Raw genomic sequence first — 23,716 nt, 5'->3', positions numbered from 1 at the left:
CGATCGGATATCAGCCGGCCTGCGGATATCCGATCGCGACGATCTCATATTCGCGCTCGCCCGCCGGCAGCGTGACGCGGCGCATGTCCCCGACCGTCGCGCCGCGCAGCGCACGTGCGATCGGTGCGTTCCACCCGACGCGCCCCGCACCGGCGTCGGTCTCGTCGTCGCCGACCAGCGTCAGTACGCGCTCGTGATCGTCTTCGTCGGCGATCGTCACGGTCGCGCCGAACCACACGCGCGTACGGTCCTGCTGCTGCGCGGGATCGACCACCTTCGCCGCCTTCATCCGCTTCGACAGCCACCCGAGCCGTCGGTCGATCTCGCGCAGCCGCTTGCGCCCGTAGATGTAATCGCCGTTCTCGGATCGATCGCCATTACCCGCCGCCCACGAGATCGTTTCGACCAGCGCCGGGCGTTCGGTCGCGAACAACTGCTCATATTCGCGGCGCAGCGCGGCATAGCCGGCGGGGGTGATGTGGTTAGGGCGATCGTTCATCCGCCGCGCGATCGCCCGAGATACCAGCTCAGGTTGTTCGGGCCGCGGCTCTTCGCCCGTGCCGGGTTCATCAGGTCGTAGACGACCGCATTTTCCAGCACGCGCTGCACATAGTTGCGCGTCTCGCCAAACGGGATCGCCTCGACCCAGTCGACCGCGTCCACGGCGCCGGTCCGCGGATCGCCATAGGCGCGCAGCCACTTGTTCACGTTGCCCGGCCCGGCATTATACGCTGCGATGGCGAGCGGATAGCTGCCGTAGAGGCCGAAGATCCGCTGGAAATAGCTCGATCCCAGCTGGATGTTGTAGCTCGTGTCGCTGGTCAGCCGGACCGGATCATAGTCGAGCCCCAGCTTGCCCGCCTGCTCGCGTGCGGTGCCGGGCATCAACTGCATCAGCCCGCTCGCGCCGACCGGGCTGCGCGCGGCGCGGTCGAACTGGCTCTCCTGCCGCGCGACGGCATGGATCAGCGGCCATTGCGATTCGTAACCGGTCGGCACCGCCACCGTCGGGAAGCCGTTGGCGCTATATTCGGTCAGGCCGTTCTGCATCGCGCTCCGCCCGACCAGCACACCCAGGTCGGGGCGGCGCAGCGCGCGCGACAGCTCGTCGGCGAGATAATGGTCGCTATCGGTCGTGGCGTCGGACGCGATCTGCTTAACGAACGACGTCTGGTCCTGATATTGGTTGATCTGCCCCAGGAATTGCGCCGCGCGCACCGTCTCGCGCGCATAGAAAGCGGCGCGATACGCCGCGGCGATCACCGGCGCCGGCGGGGCGGGCGGGGCCGTCAGCGGGCGGCGAAGATGCTCGATCGCCAGCTGCCCGTAATATTGGTCGCGATACCCCGCGGTCCGCTCGAACAGCGCGGCCGCGTCCGGCTGGCGCGCCTGTTCCGCTGCGCGTGCCGCCCAGTAGAAGCCCTTCGCACGCGTCTGCGGTGACTGGCTGCCGCGGCCGTAACGTTCGAACATCGCGCGTGCGTCCGCTGGCCGCCCCAGCTTCATCGCCGCTTGTCCCGCCAGCCACGCCAGCGAGGTATAATCGTCGCGCTCGCCATAGGGCTTGGTCGAGACGTCGGTGCCGACCGGATAGGCATCGTCGATCTGCCGCGCGATGTCGTACGCGGTCTGCCACTGTCCGTCCGCGGCCGCGCCGCGCGCGTTGACCAGCAGCGCCTCGTAGAACTTCTCGACGTTGCCGGGCAGCGTCATGCCGCTGCGGGTGCGCGCCAGCCACGTCCGCGCACTCGGGCTCGCCCCCGAGTTGCGCAGCCACGTCGCCTTGTCGGCGATGTAGCCGGGATCGCGTGCGCCGATCGCGTCATAGCTGGCGGAGAGCGCCGAGGCGTTCTCCGCCTCGCTGCGGACCGCCAGCCGCGCGGTGAACAGCGGGCGCTGCGCGGGGCTGGTATAGGGCAGCATCCGCATCGCCGCGCCGGTCGCGCCCTGCCACAACAGCGCGTCGACGCGCTTGTCGTGGTCGGCAGGCGACAGCGCACTGGCGAATTGCGCCAGCATCGTCGATTCGTCCTGCGCCGACAGATTGCCCAGCCGCCAGCCGGTCCGCGCCGCCACCTGCGCGTCCATCGTCGCGCCGCTCGCCTGATAGGCGCGCGCGCAGGCGACCCACCCCGCGGCGGTCAGCGGCTTCCAGCGGCGACAGAACGCCGCGACGCTCGCCATCGGCGTGTTCGGATCGGTCGATGCCTTGCGTTCCAGCGTGCGACGGAAGGCGGCCTCGCCGGGCCAGCCGGGATGCGCGCTGATGAACGAGAAATAGCTGTCGAACGGCAGGGCGTCGGTCTGTTGCAATGCCTTCCACTGCGCCAACGGCTGCGCCATGCCCGGCAACGGCGCGCTCGCCACCGGGGCGGGCGCCTGCGTGGCGGGCACCGCGCCATATTGCCCGGCGGCCACCGCCAGGGTTCCTGCTACTGCAACGAAAAGGATCAACGCACCCGCCTTCACTGTTTCTGACCGACGCCCGTGGTGGACAGGATAGCGACCCTAGCCGTATCTGCGCTGAACGACGTCCCCAAAATCGCGCCACAGGAGCAAATCCGCCTCATGTTCTCAGGTTCCATCCCGGCGCTGGTCACGCCGTTCGACGCGCAGGGCCATTTCGTGGAGCCCGCTTACCGTGACCTGATCGAATGGCAGATCGCGGAGGGTTCGTCCGCATTGGTCCCGTGCGGCACCACGGGCGAGGCGGCGACGCTGACCAAGGAAGAGCAGTTCGCGATCGTCCGCGTCTGCGTCGATCAGGCGCGCGGTCGCGTGCCGGTGATCGCGGGCGCGGGCTCGAACGACACGCGCGTGGCGGCCGCGAACCTGCACGCCGCACGGGAGGCCGGCGCGGATGCCGCGCTGATGGTGCCGCCTTACTACAACCGGCCGTCGCAGGAGGGCATCTATCGCCACTTCGCCGCGCTGGCCGACGCCGCGCCGCTGCCGATCGTGCTCTACAACGTGCCCGCGCGCACCGTGACGGATATCCAGCCCGAGACGCTGATCCGCATCGTCGCCGATTTCCCGAAGGTGTTCGTGGCGGTGAAGGACGCGTCCGGCGTGCTCACCCGCGTCACCCAGCATCGCACCGCGCTGGGTGCGGAGTTCTGCCAATTGTCGGGCAACGACGATCTCGGGCTGGCCTATAACGCGCATGGCGGGGTGGGCTGCATCTCGGTCACCGCGAACGTCGCGCCGCGGCTCTGCGCCGATTTCCAGGCGGCGTGCGCATCCGGGGATTACGCGACGGCACGCGACCTCCACGACCGGCTGTTCGCGCTTCATACATCGCTGTTCACCGACGCGTCGCCCGGTCCCGTGAAATACGCGATGACCAGGGTGCGCGCCGGGTTCCCCGACGGCTTGCGCCTGCCGATGACCTGGCCGTCCGCGACCAGCCGGGCCGCGGTGGACGCGGGCCTGGAACGCGCTGGCCTTTGAAGGAGCGGCGGCGATGGCGGCGATCTGGTTCCTCCTCCAGGCCACCGTCGCCGGCCCGCTGCTCGACAAGCCGCCCGCGCCCGATCCGTGCGCCCGGCCCGCGGCCGGCGACGTGGTGGTCTGTGGTCGTCGCGCCGACCCGCAACGCTACCGCCTCCGCCCGCTCGGTGACCGCTACAGCGCCGACGCCGCCGCGCTGCCGAAGGCCGAAACCGGCATCCTCGGCGGCCGCGCCGCGCTGGCAGCGGAAGCCGAGGCCGGGAGCGTCGGCGGCGTGCCGAGCAACCGTGTGATGATCCGGCTGAGGATACCGTTGGGAAAATTGCGGGACTGAGGCTTTGCCCCACGCGCCGGACGCGCCTACATCACGCGCATGTCGCGTCCCAAACCCGCCACCTTCGACAAGAAGAAGATCGTCGCCGAGAATCGCCGCGCCCGTTTCGATTATGCGGTCGACACCACCTATGAGGCGGGGATCGTCCTGACCGGCACCGAGGTGAAGTCGCTGCGCTTCGGGGAGGGCTCGATCGCGGAGAGCTATGCCGAGGTGAAGGGCGAGGAGGTGTGGCTGGTCAATTCGAACATCCCCGAATTCAGCCACGGTAACCGCTTCAACCACGAACCGAAGCGCCCGCGTAAACTGCTGCTTCACGTGCGTGAGATAAACAAGCTGCACGGCGCGGTCGCGCGGGAGGGCATGACGCTGGTCCCGCTGACCGTCTATTTCAACGGGCAGGGGCGCGCGAAGGTGGAACTGGCACTCGCCAAGGGGCGCAAGGCGCACGACAAGCGCGAGCACCTGAAGGAGCGCGACTGGAAGCGCGAGGCCGGTCGCATCATGCGCGACCACGGCTGAGCGTGGCGAGCCGGCCTGTGACCATGTGGGAACGTCTGGCGGCGTGGAGCCGCCGCAATCTGCCGACGCGCGAGTCGATGGCGAAGAGCCGCGTGCTGCGCCCCGTCGCGCATCGCGTGCTCGCCCCCGAATTGTGGCGCTTCACGCGTCGCTCGGTGCCGCGCGGCGTCGCGCTGGGCATGTTTACCGGCATCCTGATTCCGATGGGGCAGATTCCCGCATCGGCGGTGCTGGCGCTGCCGTGTCGCGCCAACGTGCCGGCGGCGGCGCTGACCACCTTCTTCACCAACCCGCTCACCACGCCGCTGCTGTTCGTCCTTTACTACAAGGTCGGCGGCTGGTTGCTCCACCTCGACCATTCGGTGCCCGGCCAGCCGCTCGGCGATGCGGTGCAGGCGACGCCGGGCTGGATCGAATGGCTGGTGCAGGACGTCGGCCCGGCGACCGCCGTCGGGATGGTGGTCTGCTCGCTGATCGGCGCGGTGCTCGGCTATGGGCTCGCGGCGCTGCTGTGGCGGCTGTGGATCGCGCGCAAGTGGCGGCATCGTCACCAGGGTAACTAGCGTCTGTGCAACGGGGTGGCTAAGAAACGCCGCATCGGAAGGCTTTCCACAAGGATGCCAAGTAAATGCGTCTGTCCACCGTCACGTTGACCTCGTTGATCGCGCTGCTGCCCGCGGCGCTCCTCGCACAATCCATCCCGCCATCACCCCCGACCGCGGCACCGGCTGCTCCCCCGGCAAGCGATCGCCCGACCTACGGGACGTTCGGCTTCGACGCCGCGGGCATGGACCGGAGCGTCAAGCCAGGCGACGATTTCTACGCCTATGCCAATGGAACTTGGGCGAAGAACACCGCGATCCCCTCCGACGAGTCGAACTATGGCGCGTTCAACGTGCTGCAGGATTTGTCGCGGGAGCGCACGCGCGGCATCCTCGACGCGGCGAAGAGTGGCGGCAATTCCAAGATCGGTCGCGCCTATGCCGCCTTCCTCGATACCGCCGCGATCGAGAAGGCGGGGCTCGCACCGATCCAGCCGTGGCTGGCCAGGATCCGCAAGGTCGACATGGCCGGCTATCCCGCGCTGCTCGCCGAGGCCGACCGCAACGGCGTGGACATCCCCTTCGGCTTCTATGTCGGGCAGGATGACAAGAACCCGGACGTCTATGCCGTCAACCTGATGCAGGGCGGCCTGGGGATGCCCGACCTCGACTATTACCTGTCGACCGATGCCAAGCTGATCCAGACCAAGGCGGCGTATCAGGCGCACCTCGCGAAATTGCTGACGCTCGCCGGCGAGAAGGATGGCGAGGCACGCGCCGCCGCAGTGGTCGCGTTCGAGACCGGACTGGCCCGCGCGCACTGGACGCGTATCGACAGCCGCGACGCGGACAAGACCTATAACAAGATGACGCTCGCGCAATTGCGGCAGAGCGCGCCCGGCTTCGACTTTGCGGCCTTCCTGAACGCCGAGAAGGCGAGCGCACCGTCGCTGATCGTCGCACAGCCGACCGCGATTGCCGGCACGGCGAAGCTGATCGCCGCGACGCCGATCGGCGTGTTGCGCGATCAGTTGATGCTGCGCAGCCTCGATGGCTTCGCCGCCGTGCTGCCGCAGGCGATCGACGCGGAAAGCTTCGCGTTCAACGGCACCGTGCTGAGCGGCACCCCGCAGCAGCAGGAGCGCTGGAAGCGTGCGGTCGGCTTTACCTCGTCGGCGCTGACCGACGAGGTCAGCAAGGTCTATGTCGCACGCTACTTCCCGCCGGAGACCAAGGCGGCGGCGGACACGATGGTCAAGAACGTGCTCGCCGCGCTCGGGCAGCGCATCCAGAAGCTCGACTGGATGGCACCCGCGACCAAGCAGAAGGCGCTCGCCAAGCTTGCCGCCTTCGAACCGCGGATCGGCTATCCCGATCGGTGGCGCGACTATGCCGCGCTCGACGTGCGCAGCGGCGACGCGTTCGGCAACATGCTGCGCGCCAACCAATGGCGACACGACTTCGAGGTGACGAAGCTCGGCAAGCCGATCTACCGCTGGGAATGGGGCATGGCCCCGATGACGGTGAATGCGCAGGCCAATTTCGGGTTGGTCGCGATCACCTTCCCGGCCGCGATCCTCCAGCCGCCGTTCTTCGATCCCAAGGCCGATCCAGCGGTCAATTACGGCGGGATCGGTGCGGTGATCGGGCACGAGATCAGCCACCATTTCGACGATCAGGGCGCCAAGTACGACGCCAGGGGCCGGCTGACGCAATGGTGGACCGATGGCGACGTCCAGAAGTTCAAGGCGCTCAGCGAGCGGTTGGCCAGGCAGTACGACGCCTACGAACCGCTCCCGGGAATGCACGTGAAGGGTGAGCTGACGCTCGGCGAGAATTCGGCCGATCTCGCCGGGCTGGCTGCCGCGCACGATGCGTGGCTGGCGACCCTGGGCGGGAAGCCCGCCCCGGTGATCGACGGCTTCAGCGGCGATCAGCGTTTCTACCTCGGCTGGGCGCAGGTGTGGCGTCGGAACTACCGCGAGGCGAATCTGCGCCAGCGTTTGCTGACCGATCCGCATGCCCCGTCCGAGCAGCGCAGCGACATCGTCCGCAACATGGACCCATGGTATACGGCCTATAAGCCGCAGCCGGGCGAGAAGCTGTATCTGGCGCCCGACGCGCGCGTGCGGATCTGGTGATCGGCGGAGGATCATGATGCGGCTGGCGTCGATCGCGGGCAAGCGCCGGTGGTGGAGCGGCGGCATCGGTGCGCTGCTGATCGCCATCGCCGCCGGCGTGCTCGCGGCGGCGCTGATCCTGTGGCTGGTCCACGACTTGCGCGTCGCGGGCGGCTTCACGGCCACCGCGATCGTGCTGGCCGGGGTCGGCATTGCGTTGCTCCACGCCCGTCGCGGTCCCGGCGATGCGGTGTCGGTCAGCTACGACTGGGAATTGATGCGGGTGATGGCGGAGGCCAGCTCCGACGGGATCGCGATCACCGATCGTGGCGGGCGGCTGGTGTGCGCCAACGACCGTTACGAACATCTGTTCGCCGGCTTCCCGACGCCGCCGTCGCTGCCGCTGGCGGGTGACGGTGCCAGCGAGCTGGAGGTCGCCGGCCGCGTCGCGTGGCGCGACGGGCGTGCGAGCGTCACGTTGAAGGGGGCCGTCGGCGCGATCGATGCGACGATCACGCGCGCCGGTCAGCAGCAGGACGTGCTGGTGTGGCGCTTTGCCGGGCGCACCGTCTCGCCGGGCCTGCCCGCGCGACTGATGGACTCGCTCGACGGGCTGCTCGGGGCGCAACTCGGTGCGGCCGGGGTGATGGCGGCGCTGATCACCGCCGAGGGCTATGTGATCGCCGCCAATCCGGTGCTGCGCACGCGCGCCGCGCCGTCCGGAGACGTGTCGATCCTGGGTGAGGACCTCGCGCGCTTCCTGGTCGAGGATCAGGGCGGCACCGTCCGGTTCGTGTCGGAGGGCGTGACGGCGAACCCGCTGCGACTGGTGCAGATCCCGCTTGCCGAAGATGCCGACGCGCCGATCCTGGTCGCGCTGATCGACAGCGAGCCCGGGCTGGGCGGTTCCGGCGACGGGATCGAGGCGCTGTTGATGCTGATGCCGTTCGGTGTCGCGCTCGTCGATCGCGAGGGGCGCTTCCTGCAGATGAACAGCGCGTTCGCGCGCGCGGCGGACGTCGATGCCGCCGCGCCGCCGATCTACCCCGGCGACCTCGTGGTGCGAGAGGACAAGAGCGCGGTCGCGGATGCGATCCGCCGCTTCGCCAGCACCGCGTCGCGCTCGACCGACCTCGCGGTCCGGCTAAAGGACCATCCCGACGAGCCGGTCGCACTGTCGATCGCTGCCGCGCGCGGGCTCGGCGATGCTGCGGTGCTGCTCAGCCTCAAGGACAATGGCGAGGAGAATCGCCTGAAGCGCGAGGTGGCGCAGGCGACAAAGATGCAGGCGGTCGGCCAGCTCGCCGGCGGTGTCGCGCACGATTTCAACAACATCCTTACTGCGATCATCGGGCATTGCGATCTGATGCTGATGCGTCATTCGCCCGGCGACAGCGACTATGACGATATCCAGCAGATCCGCGCCAATTCAAACCGCGCCGCCAGCCTGACGCGGCAGCTGCTCGCCTTCTCGCGCCAGCAGACGCTGCGCCCGCAGGTGCTGCAACTCCCCGACGTCGTCTCCGAAGTCTCCAACCTGCTGCGCCGCCTGATGGGCGAGACGGTGACCATGGAGGTCAAGCACGGTCGCGATCTCGGCCCGGTCCGTGCCGATCCGGGGCAGCTGGAGCAGGTGGTGGTCAACCTCGCGGTCAACGCCCGCGATGCGATGCTCAGCACGGGTTCCAGCGGCAAGCTGACGATCCAGACCCGCTCGGTCCCGATCGCCGAGATCCGCCGCCGTGGCAGCGATATCGTCCCGCTCGGCGATTATACCGCGCTGGAGATTTCGGACACCGGCACCGGCATTCCCGCCGACGTCCTGCCGAAGATCTTCGAGCCGTTCTTCACCACCAAGGAAGTCGGCAAGGGCACCGGCCTCGGGCTGTCGACCGTGTACGGCATCGTCAAGCAATCCGGCGGGTTCATCTTCGCCGATTCGCGGCCCGGGCAAGGGGCGACCTTCACCATCTACCTGCCGGTCCACACCGCCGGCGTGCCCGATGCGGTCACCGTCGCCGCGCAGGCCAAACAGGCTGCGCGCCATCGGTCGGGCGATCTGTGGGGTACCGGCACGATCCTGCTCGTCGAGGACGAGGACATGGTGCGCGCGGTCGCCGAACGCGCGCTGGCGCGACAGGGCTATACCGTTCTCGCCGCCGAAAACGGCGAGGCGGCGATGGAGCTGATGCAGGGCGTCGACCGTCCGACGCTCGTCATCTCCGACGTGATGATGCCGTTGATGGACGGGCCGACGCTCGCGCGGCAGTTGCGCAAGATCCACCCCAATATCCCGATCCTGTTCATGTCGGGCTATGCCGAGGAGCAGCTGCGGCGCTCGATCGACCTCGACAATGTCGCGTTCCTGCCCAAGCCGTTTTCGGTCCAGCAGCTCGCCGAGGCGACGCGCGACGTGCTGATCGCGGAGGAAGCGACGAAGACCGGAGCCTGACAGCGGCTTGCGCCCGGCATGGACCGCGCTATGGCAGGTCGCATGACGATGCGTGTGCTGTTGGTCGAAGACGAACCCCTGATCGCGATGATGCTCGAGGATTTCCTCGACGCGCTTGATAAATCCCATGCCGGAACCGCCGACAGCGTGGCGGCGGCGCTGCCGCTTGTCGAGGCGGGCGGCTTCGACGCTGCGATTCTCGACGTCAACCTGCGTGGCGGTGAGAAGAGCTTCGCGATCGCCGACGCGTTGGCGGAGCGCAACATCCCGTTCGTTTTCGCCACCGGCGGCGGCGGGGAGGAGATTGCGGCGGGCCATCGCGACCGGCCGCGGCTCGCCAAGCCCTTCACGATCGACGGCGTCGAAAAGGCACTGTCGCAACTCGGCTGACGCATTATCCTTGCGCGAAGGGGGTCTCGGGCGACATAGGCGTGCGCGCTATGACCAAGACCTTCGACAAGTCCCGCCTGCCGAGCCGCCACGTGTCGGTCGGCCCCGAACGCGCTCCCCATCGCAGCTATTATTATGCGATGGGCCTGACCGAGGAGGAGATCGCACGCCCGTTCGTCGCGCTCGCCTCCGCCGGCAACGACAGCGCACCGTGCAACACCACGCTTGACGCACAGGCAGATGCCGCGCGCCGCGGGGTGGAGCAGGGCGGGGGGATGCCGCGCCGCTTCAACACGATCACCGTGACGGACGGGATCGCGATGGGGCACCAGGGGATGAAGTCGTCGCTGGTCAGCCGTGAGGTGATCGCCGATTCGGTCGAGCTGTCGGTGCGCGGCCATTGCTACGACGCGCTGGTCGGCTTTGCCGGGTGCGACAAGTCGCTGCCGGGCATGATGATGGCGATGCTGCGGCTGAACGTGCCCTCGATTTTCGTCTATGGCGGCTCGATCCTGCCCGGCCGCTTCCACGACCGCGACGTGACCGTCGTCGACGTGTTCGAGGTGGTCGGAAAATATGCCGCCGGTGCCTGCCCGCTGTCGGAGGTGCACGAGCTCGAGAAGGTTGCCTGCCCCGGGCACGGCGCGTGCGGTGGGCAGTTCACCGCCAACACGATGGCCTGCGTCGGCGAGGCCATCGGCCTGTCGCTGCCCAACAGCAACATGGTGCCCGCACCCTACACCACCCGTGAGCAGATCGCCGTCGCCGCCGGCGCGCAGGTGATGGAACTGGTCGCACGCAACCTGCGCCCGCGCGACATCTGCACGCGCGCGGCGTTCATCAACGCCGCCCGCGTCGTGGCCGCGACCGGCGGCTCGACCAACGCCGCACTGCATCTGCCCGCCATGGCGAGCGAGGCCGGGATCGACTTCGACCTGTTCGACGTCGCCGAGGCGTTCAAGTCGACGCCCTATATCGCTGACCTCAAGCCCGGCGGCCAATATGTGGCGAAGGACATGTACGAGGCCGGCGGCGTCTACATGTTGATGAAGACGATGCTGGCGGGCGGCCTGCTCGACGGGGATTGCCTGACCGTGACCGGCCGGACGCTGGGCGAGAACATCGATCAGGTGACGTGGAACCCCGACCAGAAGGTCATCTACGACGTCGCGACCCCGATCACGCCGACCGGCGGCGTCGTCGGCCTGCGCGGTACGCTCGCCCCCGACGGCGCGATCGTGAAGGTCGCGGGGATGCATCGCCTGCAGTTCGAGGGACCGGCGCGTTGCTTCGATTGCGAGGAGGACGCCTTCGCCGCGGTCGAGGCGCGCTCCATCAACGAAGGCGAAGTGGTCGTCATCCGCTACGAAGGACCGAAGGGCGGACCGGGAATGCGCGAGATGCTGTCCACCACCGCCGCGCTTTATGGACTGGGCATGGGCGAAAAGGTCGCGCTCATCACCGACGGCCGCTTCTCGGGCGCCACGCGCGGCTTCTGCATCGGGCATGTCGGCCCCGAGGCGGCGGAGGGCGGCCCGATCGCATTGATCGAGGACGGCGACCCGATCCGCATCGATGCCGAGGCGGGGACGATCGATCTGCTCGTCGACGAAGCGGTGCTGACCGATCGTCGCACCCGCTGGCAGGGACGGCAGAACGGCTACGGCGCGGGCGCGCTGTGGCGGTACGCGCAGAACGTCGGCCCGGCCTTCAAGGGCGCGGTGACGCATCCTGGCGCCAGGGCGGAACGGCACGTCTACGCCGATATTTGACGAAGCAGGGGTGGTGACCTAGGCGCTCGGGCATGATCCCGATCGCCGGAACCCCCGTGCTCACCGCTGCCGAGATGCGCGCGGCGGAGGACACCGCCATCGCCGCCGGCGCTGGCGTCGACACGCTCATGCAGCGCGCCGGCGCCGGCGTCGCGGATGCCGTGCGCCGGCTGGCTGGCGTGAACGAGGTGCTGGTGCTGTGCGGCCCCGGCAACAACGGCGGTGACGGTTACGTGGCCGCCGCCCGGCTCCACGCCGCCGGCCGCGCGGTGCGCGTCGCCGCCACGGGTGAGCCGCGCAGCCCCGCCGCGATCGCGGCGCGCGGGCTGTGGACCGGCGCGGTGGAGCCGCTCGCCACCACCGCACCCGCACCGGTCGTGGTCGATGCGCTGTTCGGCACCGGCCTGTCGCGCGCGCTCGATGGTGAGGTCGCCGCCGCGCTCGCCCGGCTGGTTGCCGCGGCGTCGCTGGCGATCGCGGTCGACGTGCCCAGTGGCGTGTCGACCGACGACGGCGCCGTGCTGGGCGAGGTGCCCGTGATGCACGTCACGCTCGCGCTCGGCGCGGCCAAGCCGGCGCACCTGCTGCAACCCGCCGCCTCGCGGTGCGGCGCGGTGCGGTTGCTCGCGATCGGCGTCGATACGCGAAGCGAGGCGCACGTCCTGTCGCACCCGGATCTGCCTGCCCCGGCGGTCGATGCGCACAAGTTCACGCGTGGCATGGTCGCGGTGGTGCGCGGGCGGATGGCGGGTGCCGCGCAACTCGCCGCAACCGCTGCGATGCACGCCGGCGCCGGCTATGTCGAACTGCTCGGGCCGACCATCCCCGGCGCGCCGCATGCGCTGGTCCGCCGCCGCTGTGACGACGCGGCGCTCGCCGACCCGCGGATCGGTACCGTGCTGATCGGCCCGGGGCTCGGCCGTGACGACGAAGCGCGCACGTTGCTGGACCGCGTGCTCGCCACCGCGCACCCGCTGGTCGTCGACGGCGATGCGCTCCACTTGATCACCCCGCAGCGCCTGCGCGCGCGCGGCGGCACGATGATCCTCACCCCCCATGCCGGCGAGTTCGCCGCGCTGTTCGGCGCGCCGGATGTCGACAAGCTCACCGCCGCACGCGCCGCTGCGACGCAGTCCGGTGCGACGGTCGTCTTCAAGGGCCCGGATACCGTGATCGCCACCCCGGACGGTCGCGCGATCCTCGCCGATGCGGCAAGTTCGTGGCTGTCGACCGCCGGCAGCGGTGACGTGCTCGCCGGTGCGATCGCCGCCATGCTGGCCGGCGGGCGCGCCCCGATCGACGCTGCCGCCGCCGGCGTCTGGCTCCACGCCGCCGCGGCGCGGCAACTCGGCCCGGCCTTCGTCGCCGACGACCTCGCCACCGCCCTCGCCGGAGCACGCGCATGACCATTATCGTCCGGGTTGCCGCGCGCGGGGAAGGCGTCGCCGCCGATGGTCGCCACGTCGCGCTCTCCGCGCCCGGCGACACGATCGCCGAGGATGGCACCGTCACCCGCGGCCCGCACCATCCCGTGCCGCCGTGCCGCCATTATCCCGAATGCGGCGGCTGCCAGCTCCAGCATCTCGACGATGCGACCTGGAGCGACTTCATCACCGATCGTGTCGCGTCGGCGCTCGCCGCTCATGGCCTTTCGACTACGATCCGCCGCCCTGCCTTGTCGCCGCCGCGCACGCGCCGCCGCGCGACGCTGCATATGGAGCCGTCCGGCCGGATCGGGTTCACGGCCGAGCGCAGCCACCAGATCGTCGACCTTCACGAATGTCATGTGATCGCGCCGGAGCTGTTCGCGCTGGTGCGCCCGCTCAAGCGCCTGCTGCCGTCGTTCAAGGCGAAGCGTCGCCTCGACATCCACATGACACTCGCCGATCAGGGTGTCGATTTGCTCATCAAGGGTGTCGCGCCCGCGGGGCTGGCGCATCACGACGCGCTCGCCGCCTTCGCGCAGCAGCATCGGGTGGCGCGGATCGCGTTCGATAACGATCTCGGCCCGGAAACGCGCTGGGAGCCCGAGCCGGTCACGATTACGCTCGGCGGCATCGCGGTGCCGCTTCCGCCCGGCGCGTTCCTCCAGGCCACGGCGGAGGGGGAGGCGACGCTGGTCGCCGCGGTCCGCGAAGGCGTTGGCCCGGCCAGGATCGTTGCCGATCTCTTCGCCGGGCTCGGCACGTTCGCCTTCGCGCTGCCGGCGCGCGTCTACGCCGCGGAGGGTGCGCGTGACGCGATCCTGTCGCTGAAGGCGGCGGCTGGCCGCGCGCAACGTCCGGTCTTTACCGAGCACCGTGACCTGTTCCGCCGCCCGCTGACCAGCGCGGAGCTCGATCGCTTCGACGCGATCGTGCTCGATCCCCCGCGCGCCGGCGCACGTGACCAGATACTGCAACTCGTGACGTCACGGGTGCCGGTCATCGTGTATGTTTCCTGCAATCCCAACAGCTTCGCCCGAGATGCTCAGGATCTTTGCAAGGCCGGTTATACGCTCGACTGGGTTCAGCCGGTCGGTCAGTTTCGCTGGTCGACGCACGTCGAGCTTGCGGCGCGCTTCAGCCGGTCGCCTTCGTAAGCCGCTGCGACGAAGAAGAGGCCGTCGGGCGGCGCATTCAGCCCCAGCCGCGTGCGATCCGCCGCCCGTAACGCGTCGCCCAGATCGGTGGCCGACCACCGCCCCATGCCGACCAGTGCCAGGCATCCGACCATCGAGCGTACCTGATGATGGAGGAACGATCGCGCCTCGACCCGCGTCGTGATCCGCTCGCCGTGACGCACCACCTCGATCCAGTCGATCGACTTGAGCGGGCTCGCCGACTGGCAATGCGCCGAGCGGAACGTCGTGAAATCGTGTTGCCCGACCAGAAGCTGCGCCGCGTCGTGCATCGCGGCTGCGTCAAGTGGCGGTAATATCTGCCACACCAGCCCCTTCTCGAACGTCAGCGGCGCGCGGCGATTGATGATGCGATATTCATAAGACCGCGCAAGGCACGAGAATCTCGCGTGAAAATCATCAGCGACCGCGACACAATCGAGGATCGCGACCGGCGCGGGCCGCAATCGCGCGTTCAGCGCCTCGCCCAGCCGGAAGGCCGTGATTGACTTGGCGATGTCGAAGTGCGCGCGCATCGCCAGCCCGTGTACCCCCGCATCGGTGCGCCCGGCGGCATGGACGGTCACGGCCTCGCCGGTTACCGCCAGCACCGCGTCTTCGATCGCCTTCTGCACGCTTGGCCCATGCGCCTGTCGTTGCCAGCCCATGAACGGCCGACCGTCGAACTCGACCGTCAGCGCGAAACGCGTCACAGGAGCGTGCCGATCGGAATCGCGAATCCGCGCAGCAGTTCGGCGACGGTCATCGCCCCGCGTCCGGCCCGCTGCACCCGCACTGGTCGTATCGCGCCGCGCCCACATGCGATCGTCAACGCGTCGTCCAGCACCGTGCCCGGCGTGCCCTCGCCATCGACGGCTTCCGCCGCCAGCACCTTCACCCGCTCGCCGGCATGTTCGAAGAACGCGCCCGGCATCGGTGCGAATGCCAGCACCTGCCGCACGACCTGTCCCGCATCGGCAGTGAAGTCGAGCCGCGCCTCCTCCTTGCGGATCTTGTCGGCATAGGTGATGCCGTTCGCAGGTTGCGGCACCGGCGGAAAGGCATCGGGATCGCGCAAGACGCGCGCCATCAGCGCTGCGCCAATTTGTGCAAGCTCTTCCGTGACTTGCCCTGCATTCTTCATGTCGATCGGGAGGCGTTCCTCCAGCCGGACCGGACCGGTATCCAGCCCTGCCTCCATCTGCATGACCCCGACCCCGGTCTCGGCATCCCCGGCAAGGATGGCGCGCTGCACCGGCGCCGCACCACGCCAGCGTGGCAGCAAAGAGCCGTGCACGTTCAGGCAGCCGAGCCGCGGCGCATCGAGCACGGCGCGCGGCAGGATCAGGCCATAGGCCGCGACCACTGCGACGTCCGGCGCATGCGCCGCAAACACTTCCTGCGCCTCGGAAGTGCGCAGCGACACCGGCGTCAGCACCTTTATTCCCAGTTCCTCCGCGCGCACGTGCACCGGTGAGCGCACCAGTTCGCGCCCGCGTCGCCCGCCGGGTCGCGGCGGCTGGCTGTACGCCGCCGCCACCTCATGCCCGTCCGCCACCAGCGCCTCCAGCGTCGGCACCGCGAAGCTGGGGGTTCCCATGAATATGATCCGCATGGCGGCCTCTCGACACGCTGGCGGCGCGCGGCGCAACCCCCTATCTGTTCCCCATGGCATCCCCCGAGATCGAGGCGCTGACGAGCGCATTGGCGCGGCTTCCTGGTTTCGGCCCGCGCTCGGCCCGCCGCGCGGTGCTGCACTTGCTGAAGCGCCGCGAATCATCGCTGGTGCCGTTGCGCTCGGCGTTGATCGCGGTCGAGGAACGTCTCGCAACCTGTCGAACGTGCGGCAATGTCGACACGACGGACCCGTGCGCGATCTGCGCTGACCCACGCCGCGATCCGCGCAGCCTGTGCGTGGTGGAGGATGTCAGCGATCTGTGGGCGCTGGAGCGTGCGCGGCTCTTCCCCGGCCGCTTCCACGTGCTCGGCGGGCGTCTTTCCGCGCTCGAAGGTATCCGTCCCGAAGATCTCGCGATCGAGACGCTGGTCGCCCGCGTCGCCGGCGGCGCGGTCGACGAGGTGGTGCTGGCGATGAACGCGACCCTGGAGGGGCAGACCACCGCGCACTACCTCGCGGAACGGCTGGAGAAGCATCCGGTGCGCCTCACGCAACTCGCGCACGGGCTGCCGGTCGGCGGCGAGCTTGACTATCTCGACGAGGGTACGCTGGCGCAGGCGTTGCGCGCGCGGCGACCGGTCGCTTGACGGCCCGGCGGCGCGCTTCTAGCCGACGCGCATGGCCATTCTTCCGATTGTAGAAGTCCCCGACGCGCGGCTGCGCGAGACCTGCGCCCCCGTTGCGGAGGTGAACGACGCGGTGCGCGGCATCGTCGCCGATATGTTCGACACCATGTACGACGCGCACGGCATCGGGCTGGCGGCGATCCAGGTCGGGATCATGCAGCGCATCGTCGTCATCGACTTGCAGGAGCGCGAGCTCGAGGAAGACGAGCCGCGCGAGGCCGCGCGCACGCCGCACGCCTTCATCAATCCCGAGATCACGTGGGTGAGCGAGGAGGTGTCGAGCTACAACGAAGGTTGTCTCTCGATCCCCGAGCAATATGCCGAGGTTACCCGCCCGATGCGGTGCCGCGTGGCGTGGCTGGACACGACGGGCGCGCGGCAGGAGGCCGAGTTCGACGGTTTGATGTCGACATGTATGCAGCACGAGATCGACCATCTGAACGGCGTACTGTTCATCGATCATATCTCGCGGCTGAAGCGCGGCATGCTGATGAAGAAGCTCGACAAGCTCCGCCGCATGGGCTGATCGCCGCGGGCAGTGCCGATTAGCGGTTGTCGGCGCCCGGTCGTTCGATCTATGTTCCCGTCATGATCGAATATGTCCTCGTCGCCCTGATCGCCGTCGCCATCGGCGCGCTGCTCGGCTGGTTCGTCGGCAAGCGCGAGGCGGCTGGCTATCGCCGCGAACGCGATGAACAGGTCGAGCAGTTCAAGCGCGCGATCACCGACCTTGCCGCCGCCGAGGAACGCGCCCGCGCCGTCGAGGGCTTGCGCACCGAATTGACGCAGGCGCGCGACGAGCGCGAGAGTGCGCGGCTTGCGGTGTCGCGGCTGGAGGCGGAGGGCCGCGCCGCCGAGCAACGCATCGCCGACCTGCGCGCCGCCGCCGACGAGATGAGCCTGCGCTTCCGCGAGGTCGCGACCAACGCGCTGGGCGAGGCGCAAAAGGCGTTCCTCGAACGCGCCGAGGCACGCTTCCGTCAGTCGGAGGAGCAATCGGGGCAGGGGCTGCGTGCGCTGCTTCAGCCGGTCAACGATCGCCTGCAACGCTACGAGGAAGGCGTCGCCAAGATCGAGGCCGAGCGCCGTGACGCTTTCGGACAGTTGCGCGGGCAGATCGAGGAAATGCGCGTCGGACAGGAGCGTGTCTCCGGTGAGGCCGCCAAGCTGGTCAACGCGCTCCGCAATGCGCCGAAGGCGCGCGGGCGCTGGGGCGAGCAGCAGTTGCGCAACGTCCTCGAATCATGTGGTCTGGCCGAGCACACCGACTTCCGCATGGAAGTGAGCGTCGCCGGCGAAGACGGTGCGCGCCTCCGCCCCGATGCCATCGTGCGCGTGCCCGGCGGCAAGTCGCTGATCGTCGATGCCAAAGTGTCGCTCAACGCCTATCAGGACGCGTTCGGCGCTGTCGACGAGGCCGAGCGGCAGCTCGGGCTGGCCGCGCATGCCGCTTCGATGCGCGCGCACGTCAACGCGTTGGGCGCGAAGGCGTATTGGACGCAGTTCGACGATGCGCCCGAATATGTCGTGATGTTCGTGCCGGGGGAGCATTTCCTCTCCGCCGCGCTGGAGCATGACGCGGGGCTGTGGGACTATGCGTTCGAGCGTCGCGTGCTGCTCGCGACGCCCACCAACCTGATCGCGATCGCGCGGACCGTTTCGGCGGTGTGGCGGCAGGAGAAACTGGCGCGCGAGGCGCAGGAGATCGGCGCACTCGGCAAGGAATTGTATCAGCGGCTGGCGGTGATGGGCGGCCATGTCGCACGGCTTGGCAAGAACCTCGATACCGCGATGGGCGCCTATAACAGCTTCGTCGGGAGCCTCGAGAGCCAGGTGCTGACCAGCGCCCGCCGCTTCGAGACGCTGAATATCGACACCGGCAACAAATCGATCGAGGCGCTCCCGGTCGGCGAACAGGCCGCGCGCCCGCTCACCAAGCTGGTTCCGGTCGAGGATGCCGCGAAATAGTCGCGATCGGCTATACGAACGGCATGGTCCGTGGCGAAAAAGCGGGTAGCCGGTCCGCCACGCCTCACCGATGCCGCGCGAGTACCTCATACGCCATCACGGCCGTCGCCACCGCGGCGTTCAGGCTGTCGGCTTTGCCCAACATCGGCATCTTGACCAACAGGTCGCAAGCCGCCTCATATTCCTCCGGCAGCCCCTGCGCCTCGTTGCCGGTCAGCAGGAACGTCGGCGCCGCATAGGCGGCCTCGCGATAGCCGTGCTCGGTCTGCAGGCTCAGCCCCACCAGTTGCCCCGGCCCCGCGCGGAGCCACTCCAGGAACTCCGGCCAGATCACGCGCACGATGGGCACCGTGAACAGCGCCCCCATGCTGGCGCGCACCGCCTCGGTGGAAAACGGATCGACGCATTCGTCCACCAGGATCAGCGCGCCGGCGCCCACCGCGTCGCCGGTTCGCAGGATCGTGCCGAGGTTGCCGGGATCGCGCAGCCGCTCCGCGACAAGCCAGATCGACGCCGCCGAACGGTCGAGCATGTCGAGCGTCGTCTCGAACGTGTCGAACACGCCGACCACCGCCTGCGGATTGTCCTTGCCCGAAAGTTTCGAAAGGATGTCGGGCGTCGTTTCGATCGCCTCGCCGAAATCGCCTTCGACCGCGTCGATCAGCGCGCGGACCAGCGGATGGCCCACGCTGGCCGCGGCGAAGAACAGGATGCGCGGGATTCGCCCGGTCTCCAGCGCCTCGGTCAGGATGCGCAGCCCCTCGGCCAGGAACAGCCCTTCCTCGCGGCGGTGGCGCTTGTCGCGCAGTGCCTGCACGCGCTTGACCAGTGGGTTGGAGAAGGAGGTGATGACCTTGGGCATAAAGAAACTCGTGGAGGATCAATCCTCGCCGAACTTGCCCTCGACCAGCGCGCACATCGTCGCCACCACGCCCTCGGCCTGCTCGCCGTCTGCGGAGATCGTGATCTGGTCGCCCTTTGCCGCGCCCAGCATCATCAACCCCATGATCGATGTGCCGATCACTTCCGAATCACCCTTGGCCACCTTCACCGCGGCCGGCTGCCCGGCGGCGAGCGTCACGAACTTGGCGCTCGCGCGGGCGTGAAGCCCGCGGCGGTTGGTGACCTCGACGGTGCGCGAGACGCTCAAGCCGCCGCCTCGCCGAGCACTTCCGACGCCACCGAGATATACTTCCGCCCGGCTTCGCGTGCTGCGGCGACCGCCGCAACCACCGTCATCGCCTTGCGCGCCGATTCCAGCCGGATCAGCATCGGCAGGTTGATACCTGCGATCACCTCGACACGTCCGCGTTCCATCAACGATATCGCGAGGTTGGAGGGCGTTCCTCCGAACAGGTCGGTCAGCACGATCACGCCGCGTCCTTCATCGACCTCGGCGATCGCGGCGGCGATGTCGGCGCGGCGCGCCTCCATGTCGTCGTCCGGCCCGATCGCCACCGTCCGCACCTGCGTCTGCGGGCCGACGACATGCTCCATCGCCACCACGAATTCGTCGGCGAGACGTCCATGGGTGACAAGCACCAACCCGATAACTGGCCCCTGCATTGGCTTCGACAATCCGTTCATTGACCCGTCGGGCGTCCCTCGAGCGCATCCTGCGGGGCCGCCGCAAGGTCGCGATGTACGATCGTGGGGCAAAATCCCGCGTCGCGCAACCGTCCTGCCATGCGCTCGGCGACATGGACGGAGCGATGCTTGCCTCCCGTGCACCCGAACGCGACCGTGACATAGGGTTTGCCCTCGGCGGTGTAACGCGGCAGCAGCAGCAGCAGCAGGTCCTCGATCCGCGCCACCGCTTCCTCATAGGCCGGGTCGGCGGCGATATAGGCCGCCACCGCCGCATCCTGTCCCGTATGGGGACGAAGCGCCGGGTCCCAGTGCGGATTCCGCAGGAAGCGCATGTCGAACACCATGTCGACGCCGGCCGGGATGCCGCGCGCGAACCCGAACGATTCGATCGTCAACGTGGTGCCGACGGCGGTGTCGCGCGCGAACATCTCCCGCACCTGCTGCGCCAGGGTGTTGGCCTTGAACGCCGTGGTGTCGATCAGCCGGTTGGCGCGCTCGCGAAGCGGCGCCAGCAGCCGTCGCTCGCGCTGGATGCCCTCCACCGCCGGACGGTCGTCGGCGAGCGGGTGGCGCCGGCGCGTCTCGGCGAAGCGCCGCGTCAGTTCCTCGCCGGAGCAATCGAGGAACAGCAGGCCGACATTGTCGCCACGCTGGCGCAGCTCCTCGAAGCGGCGCAGCGCGGTCTCCGCATCGAAGTTGCGCGTCCGCGTGCCGAAACCGATCGCCAGCGGGCGCGGCACTTCGTCGGGATCGGCCGGCGGCGCGACGACGCGCGACAGCAGCGACAGCGGGACATTGTCCACGGTTTCCCACCCCATGTCCTCCAGCGTCTTGAGCACGGTCGAGACGCCCGCGCCGGCCATGCCGGTGACCAGCAGCACTTCGTTCATTCGCCTCTCCCCGCGGGCCCGAGCGCGGTCCGCTCGCCCAACGCCCATTCGACCTTGATCGGCGCCGACGCCCAGCGCGGATCGATCACCACCTGCGGCACGGTAATGCCGTGCAGCATGATCGTCCGCGGCTCCGGCATCCGCTCGTCCTCGCTGGCCAGCGCCACTACCAATGCGACCGGCACCGAGGCTGCTGCCGCGCGCGCGACGATCCCGATCCCGCGCACCTCCATGCGCCCGGCGATCGTGGCGGGTGAGCGCGCGATCAGCACGCCGCCCTCGTCGGACAGGACGGTATAGTCATCGGCGACCAGAACGGCCCCGCGATCGATCAGTCGCATCGCGAGGTCGCTTTTCCCGGCGCCGGACGGCCCGGTCAGCAGCACGCCCTGCGCGCCGATCGCCACGCAGGTCGCGTGGATGGGCGCAGCGCTGCCGCTCATCCGCCGCGTCGCCCGTCCGCCAGAGGCAGCCGCACGACGAAGCGCGCCCCGCTCAGCCGATCCTCGCGGGATTCGACGCCGATCTCGCCCTGGTGTCCTTCCACGATCGTCCGCGCGATCGCGAGGCCGAGCCCGGAATGTTGCCCGAACGTCTCCTGCGACGGGCGTACGGAGTGGAAGCGGCGGAAGACCGCCTCGCGTGCTTCCTCGGGCACGCCGGGGCCTTCGTCCTCGACCCACACCTCCAGCATCGAACGATCGCGCCGCGCCGCGATCCGCACCAGCCCGCCATCCGGCGAAAAGGAGATCGCGTTGTCGATCAGGTTGGCGAACACCCGCTCCAGGCGTGCGCCCTCGCCGGCGACGACCAGATCGCCGCCCGGCGCATCGAAGCGCAGCCGCACGTCATGCGTGGTCCCGCGTTCCTCGCGCTGCGCGACCATCGCTGCCAGCATCGCGGCGATGTCGACCGGATCGAAGGTGGCGCGGCTCAATTGCGCATCGAGCCGCGACGCCTCGGAGATATCGCTGATGAGGCGATCGAGCCGGTGCACGTCGTCGTTGACGATCGCCAGCAACCGCGCGCGCAATTCCGGGTCCTCGACCCGCTCCAGCGCGTCGATCGCGGAACGTAGCGAGGCGAGCGGGTTCTTCAGTTCGTGGGTGACGTCGGCGGCGAACGCCTCGGTCGCATCGATCCGCGCGCGCAACGCCAGCGTCATGTCGGACAGCGCGCGCGCCAGCATCCCGATTTCGTCGCGCCGTTCCGGCAGCCGCGGCACGATCACCTCGCGCGCACGCCCCAGCCGCACGCGCACCGCCGCTCGCGCCAGCAGCCGCAGCGGTACGACGATCGTGCGCGCGAGGAACAGCGACAGCCCGATCGAAATCGCGCTCGCCACCAGGATCACGACGCTCAGCCGGAAACGCTCGGCGCGCACGCGCTCGGTCACGTCGCGCGCGTTGACGGTCGACATCAGCGCGAAGCCGCCGGGCAGCGCGGCCGCGGCCGTGATCACCGGCGTGCGATCCGGGGCACGCCACAACGTCTGCGCAGTCGCATCGCCTGCGAACACCGCGCGCACGTCCGGCCAGCGCCGCCCGTCGCGCCGCTCGCGATAACCGGGCGCCAGGGGCGCGCGCACGATGCGGTCGATCCCGGCATCCAGCCAGCGCGCGCTGCGGCGGGCGAGGGGATCGTCATCGGGATCGTCGAGCCGGAAGTTGGCGACCCCCAGCGCGCGGCTGTCCGCGGCGAGCGTGCCGCTGCGATCGTAGAGGCGCAGCCGCGTGCCGGTCTGCCGCGCCAGCGCCGCGATCGTCGCATCGCGCGACGGTGTGGCGACCGGTGCCAGCGCCTCGGCCATCAACAACACCTCGCGCCCCGCCTGCGTCGTGCGCTGGTCGAGGATGCGGCTGCGGAACGACTCGAGATAGAAGAAGCCGCCAGCCAGCAGCAGCAGCGCCAGCACGTTGACCGCCAGGATGCGCGGCGTGAGCGAGACCTTGCCCGACCACGCGCGTGCCTGTTCGGCGGCGTCACTCCTCCGAAAAGCGGTAGCCGGCGCCATACAGCGTCTCGATCGAGTCGAAGGCCGGATCGGCCTCGCGGAACTTGCGGCGGACGCGCTTGATATGGCTGTCGATGGTGCGGTCGTCGACGTAGATGTCGTCCTGGTAGGCGGCGTCCATCAACTGGTTGCGGGTCTTCACGATGCCGGGCCGCTGCGCCAGCGTTTCCAGGATCAGGAATTCGGTGACGGTCAGCGTCACGGGCTTGCCGTCCCAGCTGACGCGGTGCCGTGCCGGGTCCATCACCAGCCGCCCGCGCTCCAGCGGCCCCTGCGCCGCCGCTTCGTCCTCCGTGCCCGGTGTGGCGGGTTCGGTCCGGCGCAGGATCGCGCGGATCCGCGCGATCAGCAGCCGCTGGCTGAACGGCTTGGCGATATAATCGTCCGCGCCCATCGCCAGCCCCAGCGCCTCGTCCAGTTCGTCGTCCTTGCTGGTCAGGAAGATCACCGGCAGCCGGCTCTTCTCGCGCAGCCGCCGCAACAGCTCCAGCCCGTCCATCTTCGGCATCTTGATGTCGAAGATCGCCAGGTCGGGCGGGTTGTCGGTCAAGGCCTTCAGCGCCGCCTCGCCGTCGGAATACAGCCGCGTCAGGAAACCCTCGGCCTGCAACGCGATCGAGACCGAGGTCAGGATGTTGCGGTCGTCGTCGACCAGCGCGATCGTGGCGGTCATGGCGTCGTCCCGGTCATCACGACGGACGGGGTAGGGCAAACCGACGTCCTGCTCAATGGGGACCGCCCGTCGCATCGTCGTGTTTAACATGTTTGA

General features: G+C 69.1%; 24 protein-coding genes. 13 read left to right on the top strand and 11 right to left on the bottom strand.

The annotated features are described in order from the left end of the window. Positions 1-10 precede the first annotated feature (10 nt). Positions 11-499 carry a transcription elongation factor GreB gene (gene greB, locus SPHPHY_RS0110180; RefSeq protein ID WP_022686580.1) on the bottom strand — a complete coding sequence of 163 codons (489 nt, stop codon included), beginning with the start codon at positions 497-499 and terminating at the stop codon, positions 11-13. Further along, a complete protein-coding gene (locus tag SPHPHY_RS0110175; RefSeq protein WP_231370399.1) occupies positions 496-2,454 on the bottom strand; it encodes a lytic transglycosylase domain-containing protein in 1,959 nt (652 codons plus the stop codon). Before SPHPHY_RS0110175 ends, greB begins: the two co-directional genes overlap by 4 nt. Before the next feature lie 114 nt (positions 2,455-2,568). On the opposite strand from SPHPHY_RS0110175, the gene dapA reads away from it, so the two are divergent. From dapA to SPHPHY_RS0110125, 10 genes are all read left to right on the top strand, one after another. Then, positions 2,569-3,450, top strand: a complete 882-nt coding sequence (gene dapA, locus SPHPHY_RS0110170; RefSeq protein ID WP_022686578.1) for a 4-hydroxy-tetrahydrodipicolinate synthase — start codon at positions 2,569-2,571, stop codon at positions 3,448-3,450. 13 nt (positions 3,451-3,463) lie between these two features. After that, positions 3,464-3,784, top strand: a complete 321-nt coding sequence (locus tag SPHPHY_RS0110165; RefSeq protein ID WP_022686577.1) for a hypothetical protein — start codon at positions 3,464-3,466, stop codon at positions 3,782-3,784. Positions 3,785-3,823: 39 nt separating this feature from the next. After that, positions 3,824-4,306 carry an SsrA-binding protein SmpB gene (gene smpB, locus SPHPHY_RS0110160; protein WP_022686576.1) on the top strand — a complete coding sequence of 161 codons (483 nt, stop codon included), beginning with the start codon at positions 3,824-3,826 and terminating at the stop codon, positions 4,304-4,306. A 23-nt stretch (positions 4,307-4,329) separates the two neighbouring features. Next, entirely contained in the window at positions 4,330-4,869 is a 540-nt protein-coding gene (locus SPHPHY_RS0110155; RefSeq protein ID WP_028056744.1) for a DUF2062 domain-containing protein, read from the top strand. Between the two features lie 65 nt (positions 4,870-4,934). Continuing rightward, positions 4,935-6,989: a M13 family metallopeptidase gene (locus SPHPHY_RS0110150; protein ID WP_022686574.1), complete on the top strand. Its 2,055-nt coding sequence runs from the start codon at positions 4,935-4,937 to the stop codon at positions 6,987-6,989. Positions 6,990-7,005: 16 nt separating this feature from the next. Beyond that, positions 7,006-9,420 (top strand): response regulator, encoded by a 2,415-nt coding sequence (locus tag SPHPHY_RS19880; protein ID WP_022686573.1) that lies wholly within the window; start codon positions 7,006-7,008, stop codon positions 9,418-9,420. A 42-nt stretch (positions 9,421-9,462) separates the two neighbouring features. Next, entirely contained in the window at positions 9,463-9,810 is a 348-nt protein-coding gene (locus tag SPHPHY_RS0110140) for a response regulator (protein ID WP_022686572.1), read from the top strand. Between the two features lie 50 nt (positions 9,811-9,860). Then, positions 9,861-11,582 (top strand): dihydroxy-acid dehydratase, encoded by a 1,722-nt coding sequence (gene ilvD / locus SPHPHY_RS0110135; RefSeq protein WP_022686571.1) that lies wholly within the window; start codon positions 9,861-9,863, stop codon positions 11,580-11,582. A gap of 32 nt (positions 11,583-11,614) precedes the next feature. Beyond that, positions 11,615-12,988, top strand: a complete 1,374-nt coding sequence (locus SPHPHY_RS0110130; protein ID WP_022686570.1) for a bifunctional ADP-dependent NAD(P)H-hydrate dehydratase/NAD(P)H-hydrate epimerase — start codon at positions 11,615-11,617, stop codon at positions 12,986-12,988. Next, entirely contained in the window at positions 12,985-14,163 is a 1,179-nt protein-coding gene (locus SPHPHY_RS0110125; protein ID WP_022686569.1) for a class I SAM-dependent RNA methyltransferase, read from the top strand. Before SPHPHY_RS0110130 ends, SPHPHY_RS0110125 begins: the two co-directional genes overlap by 4 nt. Here the strand turns inward: SPHPHY_RS0110125 and truA are convergent. Continuing rightward, positions 14,103-14,894 (bottom strand): tRNA pseudouridine(38-40) synthase TruA, encoded by a 792-nt coding sequence (truA, locus tag SPHPHY_RS19875; protein ID WP_022686568.1) that lies wholly within the window; start codon positions 14,892-14,894, stop codon positions 14,103-14,105. The two genes, SPHPHY_RS0110125 and truA, sit on opposite strands and share 61 nt — an antisense overlap. Next, positions 14,891-15,796, bottom strand: coding sequence for a methionyl-tRNA formyltransferase (gene fmt, locus SPHPHY_RS0110115; RefSeq protein ID WP_022686567.1), 906 nt, complete (start codon positions 15,794-15,796; stop codon positions 14,891-14,893). The genes truA and fmt overlap by 4 nt, the downstream gene beginning before the upstream one ends. A gap of 53 nt (positions 15,797-15,849) precedes the next feature. On the opposite strand from fmt, the gene recR reads away from it, so the two are divergent. From recR to SPHPHY_RS0110100, 3 genes are all read left to right on the top strand, one after another. Then, positions 15,850-16,446, top strand: coding sequence for a recombination mediator RecR (recR, locus tag SPHPHY_RS0110110; protein ID WP_022686566.1), 597 nt, complete (start codon positions 15,850-15,852; stop codon positions 16,444-16,446). A gap of 31 nt (positions 16,447-16,477) precedes the next feature. Further along, positions 16,478-17,011 carry a peptide deformylase gene (gene def, locus SPHPHY_RS0110105; RefSeq protein ID WP_022686565.1) on the top strand — a complete coding sequence of 178 codons (534 nt, stop codon included), beginning with the start codon at positions 16,478-16,480 and terminating at the stop codon, positions 17,009-17,011. Between the two features lie 62 nt (positions 17,012-17,073). Beyond that, positions 17,074-18,453, top strand: coding sequence for a DNA recombination protein RmuC (locus SPHPHY_RS0110100; RefSeq protein ID WP_028056741.1), 1,380 nt, complete (start codon positions 17,074-17,076; stop codon positions 18,451-18,453). Positions 18,454-18,517: 64 nt separating this feature from the next. Here SPHPHY_RS0110100 and SPHPHY_RS0110095 read toward each other — a convergent pair whose 3' ends face one another. The 7 genes from SPHPHY_RS0110095 to SPHPHY_RS0110065 are packed head-to-tail and all read right to left on the bottom strand — an operon-like array spanning position 18,518 to position 23,620. Continuing rightward, entirely contained in the window at positions 18,518-19,315 is a 798-nt protein-coding gene (locus tag SPHPHY_RS0110095) for a TrmH family RNA methyltransferase (RefSeq protein WP_022686563.1), read from the bottom strand. An 18-nt stretch (positions 19,316-19,333) separates the two neighbouring features. Continuing rightward, entirely contained in the window at positions 19,334-19,603 is a 270-nt protein-coding gene (locus tag SPHPHY_RS0110090) for an HPr family phosphocarrier protein (RefSeq protein WP_022686562.1), read from the bottom strand. After that, on the bottom strand, positions 19,600-20,019 hold the full coding sequence (locus tag SPHPHY_RS0110085; RefSeq protein ID WP_022686561.1) for a PTS sugar transporter subunit IIA: 420 nt from the start codon (positions 20,017-20,019) through the stop codon (positions 19,600-19,602). The genes SPHPHY_RS0110090 and SPHPHY_RS0110085 overlap by 4 nt, the downstream gene beginning before the upstream one ends. Positions 20,020-20,036: 17 nt before the next feature. Further along, positions 20,037-20,933: an RNase adapter RapZ gene (gene rapZ / locus SPHPHY_RS0110080; protein WP_022686560.1), complete on the bottom strand. Its 897-nt coding sequence runs from the start codon at positions 20,931-20,933 to the stop codon at positions 20,037-20,039. Next, entirely contained in the window at positions 20,930-21,376 is a 447-nt protein-coding gene (locus SPHPHY_RS0110075) for an HPr kinase/phosphorylase (protein WP_022686559.1), read from the bottom strand. The genes rapZ and SPHPHY_RS0110075 overlap by 4 nt, the downstream gene beginning before the upstream one ends. After that, positions 21,373-22,947 carry a sensor histidine kinase gene (locus SPHPHY_RS0110070; protein WP_022686558.1) on the bottom strand — a complete coding sequence of 525 codons (1,575 nt, stop codon included), beginning with the start codon at positions 22,945-22,947 and terminating at the stop codon, positions 21,373-21,375. The genes SPHPHY_RS0110075 and SPHPHY_RS0110070 overlap by 4 nt, the downstream gene beginning before the upstream one ends. Continuing rightward, positions 22,916-23,620 carry a response regulator transcription factor gene (locus SPHPHY_RS0110065; RefSeq protein WP_022686557.1) on the bottom strand — a complete coding sequence of 235 codons (705 nt, stop codon included), beginning with the start codon at positions 23,618-23,620 and terminating at the stop codon, positions 22,916-22,918. The genes SPHPHY_RS0110070 and SPHPHY_RS0110065 overlap by 32 nt, the downstream gene beginning before the upstream one ends. Positions 23,621-23,716: the final 96 nt, after the last annotated feature.

The sequence above is a fragment of the Sphingomonas phyllosphaerae 5.2 genome, assembly GCF_000419605.1.
Taxonomy (GTDB): Bacteria; Pseudomonadota; Alphaproteobacteria; order Sphingomonadales; family Sphingomonadaceae; genus Sphingomonas; species Sphingomonas phyllosphaerae_B.
This window is presented reverse-complemented; position numbering and strand designations above follow the sequence as displayed.